The 12,766-nt window shown below is 71.8% G+C and carries 12 protein-coding genes; 2 read left to right on the top strand and 10 right to left on the bottom strand.

From position 1 onward, the window contains the following. Positions 1 to 4: 4 nt before the first annotated feature. Positions 5 to 529, bottom strand: a complete 525-nt coding sequence (locus GWK61_RS31055; RefSeq protein ID WP_194914977.1) for a hypothetical protein — start codon at positions 527 to 529, stop codon at positions 5 to 7. A gap of 135 nt (positions 530 to 664) precedes the next feature. Between GWK61_RS31055 and GWK61_RS31050 the strand changes: the two genes are divergently transcribed. Next, entirely contained in the window at positions 665 to 1,423 is a 759-nt protein-coding gene (locus GWK61_RS31050; protein ID WP_194914971.1) for a class I SAM-dependent methyltransferase, read from the top strand. Positions 1,424 to 1,540: 117 nt separating this feature from the next. Here the strand turns inward: GWK61_RS31050 and pheT are convergent, their stop codons facing one another. The 7 genes from pheT to infC all read right to left on the bottom strand — a co-directional run bounded on the left by pheT (position 1,541) and on the right by infC (position 9,127). Continuing rightward, positions 1,541 to 4,048 (bottom strand): phenylalanine--tRNA ligase subunit beta, encoded by a 2,508-nt coding sequence (pheT, locus tag GWK61_RS31045; RefSeq protein WP_194914970.1) that lies wholly within the window; start codon positions 4,046 to 4,048, stop codon positions 1,541 to 1,543. Next, on the bottom strand, positions 4,048 to 5,184 hold the full coding sequence (gene pheS, locus GWK61_RS31040) for a phenylalanine--tRNA ligase subunit alpha (RefSeq protein WP_194914967.1): 1,137 nt from the start codon (positions 5,182 to 5,184) through the stop codon (positions 4,048 to 4,050). The genes pheT and pheS overlap by 1 nt, the downstream gene beginning before the upstream one ends. A gap of 168 nt (positions 5,185 to 5,352) precedes the next feature. Beyond that, entirely contained in the window at positions 5,353 to 6,525 is a 1,173-nt protein-coding gene (locus tag GWK61_RS31035) for a sensor histidine kinase (protein WP_228563222.1), read from the bottom strand. Positions 6,526 to 6,740: 215 nt separating this feature from the next. Next, entirely contained in the window at positions 6,741 to 7,559 is an 819-nt protein-coding gene (locus GWK61_RS31030) for a TrmH family RNA methyltransferase (protein ID WP_194914954.1), read from the bottom strand. A 54-nt stretch (positions 7,560 to 7,613) separates the two neighbouring features. Continuing rightward, positions 7,614 to 8,000 carry a 50S ribosomal protein L20 gene (gene rplT / locus GWK61_RS31025; protein ID WP_194914953.1) on the bottom strand — a complete coding sequence of 129 codons (387 nt, stop codon included), beginning with the start codon at positions 7,998 to 8,000 and terminating at the stop codon, positions 7,614 to 7,616. A gap of 57 nt (positions 8,001 to 8,057) precedes the next feature. Continuing rightward, entirely contained in the window at positions 8,058 to 8,252 is a 195-nt protein-coding gene (gene rpmI, locus GWK61_RS31020; protein ID WP_194914951.1) for a 50S ribosomal protein L35, read from the bottom strand. Between the two features lie 137 nt (positions 8,253 to 8,389). Continuing rightward, complete coding sequence (infC, locus tag GWK61_RS31015; RefSeq protein ID WP_194915029.1) at positions 8,390 to 9,127, bottom strand: translation initiation factor IF-3; 738 nt, start codon at positions 9,125 to 9,127, stop codon at positions 8,390 to 8,392. 380 nt (positions 9,128 to 9,507) lie between these two features. On the opposite strand from infC, the gene GWK61_RS31010 reads away from it, so the two are divergent. After that, positions 9,508 to 9,876, top strand: coding sequence for a DUF1844 domain-containing protein (locus GWK61_RS31010; RefSeq protein ID WP_194914945.1), 369 nt, complete (start codon positions 9,508 to 9,510; stop codon positions 9,874 to 9,876). Between the two features lie 9 nt (positions 9,877 to 9,885). Here GWK61_RS31010 and GWK61_RS31005 read toward each other — a convergent pair whose 3' ends face one another. After that, entirely contained in the window at positions 9,886 to 11,847 is a 1,962-nt protein-coding gene (locus GWK61_RS31005; RefSeq protein ID WP_194914943.1) for a S8 family serine peptidase, read from the bottom strand. Between the two features lie 2 nt (positions 11,848 to 11,849). Next, complete coding sequence (locus GWK61_RS31000) at positions 11,850 to 12,575, bottom strand: hypothetical protein (protein WP_194914941.1); 726 nt, start codon at positions 12,573 to 12,575, stop codon at positions 11,850 to 11,852. Positions 12,576 to 12,766: the final 191 nt, after the last annotated feature.

The following is a 12,766-nucleotide window of genomic DNA, read 5'->3' as shown; positions in this document are numbered from 1 at the left end:
CGCGTCAGACCCCAGCCTCCGCCGCGTGCGAGATCCGCGTGAACGACATCCGCCAGTTGTGCACCCAGGTCTCGCCGCCGTCGAACGAGAACGCCTGCTCCCACTGTGCGGTGTCGGCGTCGAAGACGTTCCAGTCGAAGCGGACTTCGATCGGCCTGCCGTTGACGGTGTCCGTGCCGTGGAAGACGCCGTGGGTGCCGGTCCAGCGGCCGGTGACCGGGGGGTCGAGGTGGCCGGGGGCGGCGGTCGAGGCCCAGTGGATGTTCCACTCGGCGGTCTCGGGGTCGAACAGGCGCAGGGACATGCCCTCGAAGCGGATGCCGTTCGGCATCTTCTCGACCGTGAGGTTGTCGACGTTGGCCAGGCCGCCGAGGGTGGGGCGGAGCCATTGGACGCCTTCGAACTCGACCCACTCGGTGCAGTCCGGGTCGGCCATCGCGGTCAGTTTGCGGTGGTCGACCTTCCAGGTGCCGACCAGGAAGTCGAAGTCGTGGCGGCCGTCGTCGATCAGGTTCTCGGTCGTGGTCATGGGTCCACTGTGGACCCGCATCCCTGACACCTCTTGTCAGTGATCTCCGAAGATCCCTTGCACTGGGCACAGACCTGACCCTATCTTCTCGATGTATCGGCCCGATACATCGAGAAGATACAAAGGAGCCCTGGCATGAGGCGGACCAACTACGACACCGAGCAGTATCAGGACTATGCGCGGGGACGTGCGCTGAAAGATGAGCAGATGGCGGCGTGGATCGGCGCGTTCGGTGCGCTGCTGCCCGAAGGGCGGCCGCTGGTCGGATTAGACGTCGGCTCCGGGACCGGCAGGTTCAGCCCGGCGCTGGCGAGCGCCTTCGGGCCGGTGACGGGAGTCGAGCCGTCGGTGCGGATGCGCGAGGTGGCACTGGCACAGTCGCAGCATCCAGATGTGCAGTACGTAGCGGGTGCCGCCGAGGACATCCCGGTGCCGACAGCCAGTGCCGATTACGCGATGCTGCTGCTGTCCTGGCACCACGTGCAGGACAAGCCGCGGGCGGCACGGGAACTGGCCCGCGTCGTCAAGCCCGGCGGACGGCTGATCATCCGCTCCGGATACGGCGACCAGATGCCCTGGATCTGGTGGCTGGAGCATTTCCCGAACGGTTTCGAGAAGGACGCCACGCTGTTCCCGCCGCTGCACCAGGCCATCGAGACCTTCACCTCGGCCGGCTGGCGCGTCCGCACCTTCGGCCCCTTCACCGAGCCCTCCCCCGGTACCTACGGCGAGATGCTCGACCGGCTCCGGCTGCGAACCCACACGATCTTCAACCATCTCACCGCGGAGGAGGTGGAAACCGGGTTCGAACGGCTGGAGCAGGCCGTCACGCTGAACCCCGACGCGCCAGCGCCCGGCGAACCCGCGCCGCTGCTGAGCTTCGAGCGCCGCTGAGGCTTGAGGGGGCAACATAACCGCACACAAAAGCCGGGCCCCGTCCGAACAATCAGACAGGACCCGGCTTCCAAAACGACCGCAGATCTCAGACCGCAGATCTCAGACCTCAGCCCCCTAAGACCGCAGCACCGCCCCGGTCCGCGTCCCCGCCAGCGCCACCGCGCTGTCCCGCGCCTGGGTCGCCTCCTCGGCGGTCAGCGTCCGGTCCGGAGCCCGGAACCGCAGCGCGAAGGCCAGCGACTTGCGTCCCTCACCGATCCGCTCCCCGGTGTACACGTCGAACAGCCGCACCGACTCCAGCAGCTCCCCCGCACCCGCGCGCAGCGCCGCCTCGACGTCGTGCTCGGCGACCGCGGCGTCCACCACCAGCGCGACGTCCTGGGTGGCGACCGGCATCGAGGAGATGCTCGGGGCCTGCGTCAGCACCTCCTCGACCGGGATCATCCGGTCCAGTTCCAGCTCCATCGCGGCGGTGCGGGGCGGCAGCCCCAGCTCCGCCACGACCCGCGGGTGCAGCTCGCCGGCGTGGCCGACCAGGCGGCCGTCTCTCCCCAGGCGGGCGCAGCGGCCCGGGTGCCAGGGCTCGTGCTGGTCCTGCGTGATCTCCAGCTCGACCCGGCAGGCGTCGGCGATGACGCGCGCGGCCTCGATCGCGTCCTGCCAGCCGGCCGGACGGCCCGCGCCCCACCAGCCGGCGGGCTCGCGCAGGCCGGACAGCACCACCGCGACGCGGCGGGGCTGGAGCGGCAGCGCGGCGTCCAGGGACGCCAGTTCCTCGTCGGTCGGGCGGCGCTCGACGGTCAGGCGCGGGGCCACCGGCGCTGCGTCCTTGCGGGGCCGGAACACCAGGCCCTGCTCGAACAGCGCCAGGTCCGCCGTGCCGCGGCCGACGTTGCGGCGCAGGGCCGCCAGCAGGCCGGGGAGCAGCGTCGTGCGCATCGACGGCTGTTCCTCGGAGATCGGGTTCGCCAGCAGCACCGTGTTGCGGCGCGGGTCGCCCTCCGGCAGGCCGAGCGCGTCCAGGTCGGCCTGGCCCAGGAAGGGGTAGGCGATGACCTCGGTGTAGCCGGCCGAGGCCAGCGCGGTGCCGACCCGGCGGCGGATCCGCTGCAGGTGCGTGTAGCCGGTGCCGGCGGCGGCCTGGGGCAGCGTGGAGGGCAGCCGGTCGAAGCCCTCCAGCCGGATCACCTCCTCGGCCAGGTCGTTCGGGTCCCGCAGGTCCGGGCGCCAGCTCGGCGGGGTGACGACCAGATCCTCACCGCCCTCGCCGGCCGGCGCCAGGTCGCAGCCGACCTGCAGCAGCCGGCGCTCGGTCTCCTCGCGGGTGTAGTCGACGCCTGCCACGCGCCCCGGGTGCGTCCACGGGATGGTGATCGGCGCCGGCCGGGTGACCTCGCCGACCACGGTCACGCCCGCGCCGGCGGTGCCGCCGGCCAGCTCGACCAGCAGGTCCACCACGCGCTGCGCGGCGGCGGCCGTGGCCCCCGGGTCCGCGCCGCGCTCGAAGCGCTTGGAGGCCTCGGAGTGCAGCTTGTGACGGCGCACCGTGCGCGCGATCGACGTCGCCTCGAAGTGCGCGGCCTCGACCACGACCTCGGTGGAGCCGTCGTGGATCTCGGTGGACGCCCCGCCCATCACGCCGGCCAGGCCGATCGGCCCGGAGTCGTCGGTGATCAGCAGGTCGCCCGGGTCCAGCTGCCGCTTGGCGCCGTCCAGCGTCTCCAGCACCTCGCCGGCGGCCGCGCGGCGCACCACGATCGGCCCGGACAGCCGGGCCCGGTCGTAGGCGTGGATCGGCTGGCCCAGCTCCAGCATCACGTAGTTGGTGATGTCGACGATCAGCGAGATCGGCCGCATCCCCGACATCTGGAGCCGGCGCTGCAGCCACAGCGGCGAGGGCGCCTGCGGGTCGATGCCGGTCACGGTCCGCGCCACGAACAGGTCGCAGCCGGCCGGGTCCTCGACCACGACCGGGTACCCGCCGTCGTCGCCGGCCGGGACGGCCAGCGCGGCCGGGTCCCGGAACGGCACGTCGAACCCGGTCGCCGCCTCCCGCGCGATGCCGCGCAGGGACAGCGTGTAGCCGCGGTCCGGGGTGACTTCGAACTCGATGACCTCGTCGTCCAGGCCCAGGTAGGCGATGGCGTCCGCGCCGACCGGGGAGTCGGCGGCCAGCACGATGATCCCGTCGTGATCATCGCCCATGCCGAGCTCGCGCGCCGAGCAGATCATGCCGTTGGAGTCGCGGCTGTAGGTCTTGCGCGCGGCGATGTGGAAGTCGCCGGGCAGCACCGCACCGGGCAGCGCCACGACCACGTGGTCGCCGACCGCGAAGTTGCGGGCGCCGCAGACGATCAGCTGCGGGTCGGCGGCCGAGCCGGGGCCCTCGGCGGCCGCGGTGACGACCACCTGGCAGTGCCGGATCGGCTTCTTGAACCCGGTCAGCTCCTCGATCGCGGCGACCTGGCCCACGACCAGCGGCCCGGTCAGGCCCTCGCCGACGCGCTCGATGGTCTCCAGCTTGCCGCCGCCGGTCCGGGTCAGCTCGTCCGCGACCGCGAAAGCGGTGGTCCCGTCCGGCAGCGCGACGTAATCCTGCAGCCAGGAGTAGGGGACGTGCATCAGATCTCCATCCCGAACGGGAGCGTGAAGCGCACGTCTCCCTCGATCATGTCCCGCATGTCCTGCACGTTGTTCAGGAACATCAGGCTCCGCTCAAGACCCATCCCGAAGGCGAACCCGCTGTAGCGCTCGGGGTCCACGCCGCACGCGACGAGCACGCGCGGGTTGACCATGCCGCAGCCGCCCCACTCGATCCAGCCCTCCGAGCCGCAGGTGCGGCACGGGTTGTCCGGGTCGCCGACCGAGGCGCCCTTGCAGACGAAGCACTGCAGGTCGACCTCGGCCGAGGGCTCGGTGAACGGGAAGAAGTGCGGACGCAGCCGGGTCACCACGCCGTCGCCGAACATGGCGTTGGCCCAGTGGTCCAGCGTGCCCTTCAGGTCGCCCATCGTCAGACCCTCGTCGACGGCCAGGCCCTCGATCTGGCTGAACACCGGGGTGTGCGTGGCGTCGAGCTCGTCGGTGCGGTACGTGCGGCCCGGCGAGACGGCGTACACCGGGGCGCCCTGCTCCAGCAGGGTGCGGGCCTGCACCGGGGAGGTGTGGGTGCGCAGGACCATGCCGCTGCCCGCTGCGTCCTGGCCCTCGCCGGTGCTCTTGCCCGCGACGAAGAACGTGTCCTGAAGGTCGCGCACCGGGTGGTCCGGCGGGAAGTTCAGCGCGTCGAAGTTGTACCACTCGGCCTCGACCTCGGGGCCGTCCACCACCTGGTAGCCCATGGCCACGAAAATGTCCGCGATCCGCTCCTGGATCGTGGTCAGCGGGTGCCGGGCGCCGCGCGGGGCGCGGTCCCACGGCAGCGTGACGTCCACGGCCTCCTCGACCAGGACCCGCGCGTCGCGGTCGGCCTCCAGGGCCTCCTGCCGCTCGGCCAGCGCGGTCTTCACCGCGCCCCGGGCCTCGCCGATGCGCTTGCCGGCCTCGGCGCGGGCGGCCGGCGGCAGCGCGCCGATCTCCCGGTTGGCCAGCGCCAGCGGCGCGCGGTCGCCGGTCACGGCGATCTTCACCTGGTGCAGTTCGTCCAACGAGGTCGCGGCGGCGATCGCGGCCAGCGCGTCGGCCCGGTGGCGGGCGACCTCGTCGGGCTTCACCGCCTCGACTTCCACCGGGTCGTACGACTTGTTCGGTGCCGACATGTTGTTGATTTCTCCATGGATTGATGGCCCCGCGACGTCGGCGAGACACCGCCGAGTCTAAAGGGGTCACGGGCCGAACACGGATTCCGCCCGGGCTGTGACACAACGCCGGGCACGGGAAAAGCGTGCGGGAACGCGGAACGCCCGCGCGTCAGGCTCTGAGCGGCCCTACGCGACGGGCAGCGTAAATCGGAAGCGCGCGCCGCCCTCGGGGCCGTTGCCGACGGACACCAGTCCGCCGTGCGCTTCCACCAGACCCTTCACGATCGACAGGCCAAGGCCGGTCCCACCACGACGGCCACCCCGCCAGAAGCGGGTGAAGACGCGGTTGAGCTGGTCCTCGGGGATCCCGGGACCCTCGTCGCTCACCGCAACCGCCACGCTCGACACACCTTCAGTATGGAGACTGTCCGGGTGGGACCGATCCGAACATCCCTGCGGGTCGGGTCGATGTCTCGACCCTGCACCCGCAGATGCGTCCGGGCCCAACTCAGCCCGCACCTCAATAGTGACAGTCCCCCCGCCGTGCCGCACGGCGTTTTCCAAAAGATTAGCCAGGACTTGACGCAGTTTGTCCGGGTCGGCGGCCACCGGCGGCAGCCCGCGCGGGATCCGGGTCCGGAACGTCTCCTCCGGCACGCCCTGCGCCACGCAGGCGCGCACCTGGTCGGTGATCAGCTCGCGCAGGTCCACCGGGACCCGGTGCAGCTCCATCCGGCCGGAGTCCAGCCGGGCGACGTCCAGCAGCTCGGCGATCAGCCGCACCACGCGGTCGGCGTCGGCGTCGACGGTCTGCAGCATCATCCGCTTCTGGTCGTCGGTGAACCGGTCCCAGCGCGCGAGCAGGGTCGCGGTGAAGCCCTTGACGCTGGTCAGCGGCGAGCGCAGCTCGTGCGCGACGGTCGCGATCAGATCGGACTGCCGGCGCTCCCGGCGCCGCCGGGCCTGGGTCCCGCGCAGCGCCACAACCAGGCCGGTGACCGGCGTCGAGCGGCCGTCGCGGCGCTGGTAGCGCGCGGTGACGAGCAGTTCGGTGCCGGCTTCGGGGTCGTCCTGCTCCGGGTCGTCCGGCAGGAACAGCTGCGCCTCGCGATGGCCGGTCCTTATGCTCAGGCCGCCGTAGGGGTCGGTGAGCCGCCACCAGTCGCGGCCGTCGATCGTGCGTAGCGGTAACACCTCGTCGAACGGACGGCCCAGGGCATCGTCGGCGGGGATCCCGGTGAGCGTCACCGCGGCCCGGTTGAAGACCCGCACCAGGCCGTCGGTGTCGGCGGCGACGAACCCGTCCGGCAGGTCGTCGGGCACCAGCAGACCGTCCAGGGCGCCGGCGAACAGCTGCATGCCGGATCGCGCACCGCGTGCGCCGACCGAAACGGTCACCTGACGGTCCTCCTGCCTGCCCTCGCTGTCGTCGCGCTGCGCGCCTTGTGCGTCACCTTCCGATTCCGATGATCGGCCAGACTATCGTTCCGCTCTGACCGATCACGGACCATGGTGGCGAACCATTCGCCACCCTGACCGCCTGGGGACCCGGAGCGGACTCGCGACGGACGCGCCTAGCGTTGCGCCCGGGCAGAGGAATATAAGCACACTGCTGCCGCCGTCGCCAGGTTGAGGCTCTCGGCCCGGCCGTGGATCGGCACCCGGACCGCCTCGTCGGCCAGTCCCAGCAGCGCTTCGGGCAGTCCCCAGGCCTCGTTGCCGAACATCCAGCATGTGGGCTGCGCCAGCCGGCCGGCGTCGAGCTCGTCGTCGAGGTCGGCGGCGCCGGTGCCGTCGGCGGCCAGGATCCGCAGTCCCGCCGCACGCAGGGCGTCAACGGCTTGCTCAGCGGTGACCCCGACGGATACCGGCACGTGGAACAAACTCCCGGCCGAGGCGCGCACGGCCTTGGGGTTGTAGACGTCGACGGACTCCGAGGTGACGATCACCAGGTCCGCCCCGGCGGCGTCGGCGCAGCGGATCACGGTCCCGGCGTTCCCGGGGTCGCGGACATGCGTCAGCAGCGCGACCAGCTTCGGACTGCGCGCGGCGAGGAAGGACTCCAGCGGGACGTCCAGGAACCGGCACACGCCGATCAGCCCCTGCGGCGTGACGGTCTCGCTCAGCGACTCCACCAGATCCGGGGTCGCGACGGTGATCTTCGAGCCCTGTTTGCGGGCGGCGGCGACGATCTCGCCGTACCGGTCCGCGGCCTCGTGGGTGGTGAACAGCTCGACGAGCACCCCGTCGAGCTCGGCGGCCTCGCGCACCGCCTGCGGCCCCTCGGCCAGAAAGAGTTCCTGCTTGGCCCGGAACGACCGCGAGGCGAGCCGCCGGGCCGCCACCGCGCGGGGTGCGCGCGGGTTGGACAGCTCAGGACTCGCCTCGCTCATCGCTCACCGTGCCTAACTGGCTTGACTGGCGAAGTGGGGCTGGATCGCCAGGACTTACGCGGCGGTCTTCGGCGCGTTGACGTCGGAGGGCAGCGCCTTCTTCGCGACGTCGACCAGGGCGCGGAACGCCTCGGCGTCGTTGACGGCCAGCTCGGCCAGCATCTTGCGGTCGACCTCGACGTTCGCCAGGTGCAGGCCCTGGATGAACCGGTTGTAGGTCATGCCCTCGGCGCGGACCGCGGCGTTGATGCGCTGGATCCACAGCCGGCGGAAGTCGCCCTTGCGGTCCTTGCGGTCCCGGTAGGCGTAGACGAGGGAGTGGGTGACCTGCTCCTTCGCCTTGCGGTACAGGCGCGAGCGCTGGCCGCGGTAACCGCTGGCCTGTTCCAGGACGACCCGGCGCTTCTTCTGGGCGTTCACTGCCCGCTTGACGCGTGCCATTGTTCTATCTCCTGCTCAGTAACTAGGTCGGGGGGCGATGATGCGCCGCGGGGCGCCTCAGCGGCCCAGCAGCCGCTTGATGCGCTTGACGTCGGACTTGGCCACCTCGACCTCGCCGGTGTGGGCACGGGTGTACTCCGAGGACTTGCGCTCGAAGTTGTGGCGCATGCCGGCCTGGCCGCGCATGATCTTGCCCGAGCCGGTCACCTTGAAACGCTTCTTGGCACCGCTGTGGGTCTTCTGCTTCGGCATGACGCCGTTCTCCTTCACATGGGGCGGATCCGCGGGGTGCTACCCACGCGGATCCGCTCTCGCTCTCGCCCCGGGACTGCCGCCCCGCAGCTAGTGCGGGGGGCCGAGCTCTCGGGGCCGGTCCGGCCTGACCGGGGTCAGGACTGCTCTTCGGTGGTGGCCTGGGCCGCGGCGCCGACGACGGCCTCGGCCTGCTCGGCCGGCTCCACCGCCTCGATCGCCTCGATCGGCTCCGCCGACTCGATCGACTCGGTCAGCTCGCCGGACTCGATGTCCTCGGCGTGCTCGACCTCGCCGGACGCGCCGGAGGCGTCGGCCTTGCGCTGCTCCTTGGCCGCACGGGCCTCGGCCATGGCCTCGGTCTTCTTCTTGTGCGGGCCGAGGACCATGATCATGTTTCGGCCGTCCTGCTTCGGCGCGAACTCGACGAAGCCGAGCTCGGCCACGTCCTCGGCGAGCTTGCTCAGCAGCCGCCGGCCGAGTTCGGGCCGGGACTGCTCGCGGCCGCGGAACATGATGGTGATCTTGACCTTGTCCCCGGCCTTCAGGAACCGCACCACGTGACCCTTCTTGGTCTCGTAGTCGTGCGGGTCGATCTTCGGGCGGAGCTTCATCTCCTTGATGACCGTGTGCGCCTGGTTCTTGCGCGCCTCACGGGCCTTCAGGGCGGACTCGTACTTGTACTTGCCGTAGTCCATGACCTTGACGACCGGCGGGCGCGCGGTCGCCGCGACCTCGACCAGGTCGAGGTCCTGCTCCTGAGCCAGCCGGAGCGCGTCCTGGATCGACACGATGCCGACCTGCTCACCGTTGGGGCCGACCAGCCGCACTTCGGGAACGCGGATCCGGTCGTTGATACGGGGCTCAGTGCTGATGGGGCCTCCTACGTTTTGGGCTCGATGCCCTGGGTCTTCTTCGGTGCGCGGCCCCTGCGAAAAACGCAAAAGCCCCGCACGACACGCATGCGAGGCTCCACCACCGGACTGACCGACGCCGCAGGGGTTGCTTGGACGAGCGCGAACGCCGCCCGCACACCCTTCGGCGTGAGGCTGTGTGACCGGAACCCGTCCGCCCGGAGGCGAACCAGGTGGGAGATGGAATCTCCGCTTGCGGATCGAGGCGCGCGCGAGCGTGCCCGATCGGTCGTGGAACCGATACTAGCAGCTTCCGGCCGGTGGTCGTGACCGCTGGGTCATCGCCGCCGGCGTGGGAAGCTTGATCCGCACACGGAAGACATCCGCCGCGAGGAGCCGCAGTGACCGACAACACCCCCGAACCCCGGGGCATTCCCGCCGCCGACGAACAGCGCGACCTGGCGGACGTGCCCGCGGTCGAGGTCATCGGGACGGTGACGGTCCACCTGATGAGCGCGGCGGCGGTGAAGCTGGGCCTGGCCGAGGGCGGCGAGGACGATCTGGACCTGGACGAGGCCCGCAAGCTGATCACCGCGCTGGCCGGGCTGATCACCGCGGCGGCGCCGGAGATCGGGTCGCAGCACGCGGCGCCGCTGCGCGACGGGCTGCGGACGCTGCAACTGGCGTTCCGGGAGGCTTCGCCTTATCCGGACGAGCCGGGGCAGGGGCCCGGTGAGAAGTTCACCGGGGCTGTCTACGCGCGTTCTTAAGGGCTGCTCTCAGCTGGCTTCTTCGGCGGTTTCAGCGGCGTCGGAGGCTTCAGCGGCTTCAGCATTTTCGGCGTTGCCGGCGGCGCCGTTGGCCGCGGCGCCGTTGGCCTCGTCGGCCGTACTGGCCGCACTGCCCTCGCCGGTGCCGCCGGCCTCGCCCTGCTTCTCCAACACCGCCGCGAACGCCCGCACCGCCGCCGGCTCGACCTCCAGGAACGACGGCCGCGCGAGATCGACGAGCACGACCTCCGCCCCCTCGGTCTTCGCCGCCGCGCAGGCCCGAGGGAACGCCACCGGCATCGGGCGGGCCTCCGGGTTCCAGGTGACCAGCGCCTCCACCGAGGTGAACACCGGCAGCGCCCGCGTCCCGTCCGGGGCGACCAGCGTCACCAGCGCCATGTCGCTGTTCTTGTCGCGGCGCAGGTTCCGGCCCTGCTCGTCCGGCACCTCCTCGGCCTCGCCGAGCACCGCCACGATCGGCGCCAGCACCCGCGCGTTGAGCAGGTAGCCGTAGGCGTGCTCGATGGCCGCTTCGCCCCGGCCGTGCGCCTCCAGGACGGCCAGCAGCGCCGGGTCCGCGGTCCCGTCGTCGGTCGGGAAGGCGGAGGGGGCCAGCGTGCGTCCAGCGAAGTCGGTCATGGGCTCGATTTTAGTGGCGGCCCAGGCGGTCACCGGCACGCCGGGTCCGCCGACCGCACCCGCCATGCCTGCCAAGCCCGCCATGCCTGCGATCCGCGCGACCCGGACCCGACGCCGCCCCCGCACCGCCAGCCACCCGCCGAGCACGAGCGAGCCGCTGAACGCGACCGCGGCGTCGACCATCCCGCGCTGCCGTGTGCTCAGCCCGCCGATGGTCTGGTCGGCGACCACCTCCGGGCCGAACCCGAAGTACTTCGAGCCCTGATACGCCGGGGCCTTCGGCGTCGCCGGCTGCCCGGCCACGCCCGCGGCCGCCCTCAACGCCGCGACCGGATCCACGATCCCGCTGCCGAGCTGATCGTCGCGGCCGCCGGCCGGCCGGTGCGAGGCGGTGTCCTTCACGATCTGCGCCACCTGCTCCGGGCTCAGCGCCGGGTTCGCCGACCGGATCAGCGCCACGACCCCGGCGACGTACGCGCACGCCGGGCTGGTCCCGGCGCCGACCAGGATGTCGGGGCCGATCTCCGGCCCGAAGTCGGCGTAGGTGTTCCCGACGGTGTCGTTGATCGGCAGCGCCATCGGGATGTCGACGCCGGGCGCGGCGACCGCCACGTCCCAGCCGGTCGAGGAGAAGAACGCGCGCCGGCCCCTCTCGTCCACCGCCGCCACGCCGATCACGCCGCGCTCGCCGGCCGGGTACTCGGTCACGTCCTTCTCCGGCTTCTCCCCGGAGTTCCCCGCCGACACCACTACCGACACCCCGTGCGCGATCGCGTAGCGCACGGCGCCGGCCTCGTTGGTGGTGTCGCTGTCCGCGCCGGGCACGGTGCCGCCCAGCGACATGCTGATGACCTGCGCGCCGTGGTCGACGGCGTACTTGATGCCCTCGGAGATCGGCGTGTGCGAGGCCTGGAGGAGGCCGCGGTCCGGGCTCTCGTCGTCCCGGATCACCCGCACCGACAGGATCTTCGCGGCCGGCGCGACGCCCATGACGCCCTCGCCGCCGCCGGGGCCGTGGCCGTGCCCGGCGATCACCGACGCCATCCCGGTGCCGTGCACGCCCCAGTCCGGGTCGCCCGGCTTCTCGCTGCCGCCGACCAGGTCCGGTCCGGTGGTCACCTGGCCGGTCAGGTCCGCGCGGGTCCCGACGACGCCGGTGTCGAGCACCGCGACGGTGATCCCGGCGCCCTTCGTGGTCTTCCACGCCTGCGGCAGGTTCAGGAAGGTGATCGGCCACTGCGCCGACCGCACCTGGTCCGCCCGGGCCGCGGGCGCCGCGATCAGCACCGGCAGCATCGCGGCGGCGGCCAGGGCCGACACTCGGCGCAGCATCGTCACTGGCCCTTCTCCGGGTTGGCGAACTCGGTGGCGAACAGGTCGGACAGCCCGGCGGCGGCCTGCACCGCCGGGGAGTCGGCGATCAGGGCCTTGCCGGATCCGGCCCGCAGCTGCGCGGCGGTGGAGCCCGGCCGGCCGTCGGCGAATCCCGACACCGCGTAGACGAGGTACGAGCCGTCGTTGGAGGCCTGGGAGTTCCACACCACGCGCTGGCTGTTGGCGAACTTCGCGGCCACCGTCCCGGGAACGGGCAACACGTCGGGCATCAGCTCCGGCCGCTTGGAGTCGGCGTCCGGCGACCACTGCCGCCAGACCTTGTCGCGTGCGACCGGGTCGCCGCCGACGACCACCACCCCGACGGTCGCGAAGACGGTCTGCGTGATGTCGGTGTAGGTGGCACGCAGCACCCTGACACAGGAGGTGCCGGGAGCTTCCACGGCCAGCTCCGACACGAAGCCCTTCGGCAGCACGTCGCACCCGGCCGCGCCGGTGACGCCCAGGCGCACGTACTGGCTGCCCAGCGTGACGTTCTCCGGAAAGACCTGCTCCACCGGCTTGGTCCGCCACAGCGCCCGCACCGACTCGTCCGCGGCCTGCGCGGGCGGCACCACCGCCGGCTTGACCGCCTGCGCGGACCCGGACGTGGCCAGCACCGCGCCGGCCGCGACGGCGGCCCCGGCCACGACGCTCGCCAGAGCGCCCACCCACCAGCGCTCAGGCATTCCGCTCCGCGTGCACCTCAACACCCCTATCCACATTCGAACCCCAGAACACTAGCCGCCTGGCCACCACCGGCGTAACCCGATCCCGAGTCTTGCGCCTACCGCTTCGCCGCTCGCCTGTGCGAGGCTGATGGTCATGCCCCCCACTCCGCCCGGCCCCGAAGCGGACCGCCGCCGCCTCGACACCGAGA

Source organism: Catenulispora rubra, assembly GCF_015356825.1.
Taxonomy (GTDB): Bacteria; Actinomycetota; Actinomycetes; order Streptomycetales; family Catenulisporaceae; genus Catenulispora; species Catenulispora rubra.
This window is presented reverse-complemented; position numbering and strand designations above follow the sequence as displayed.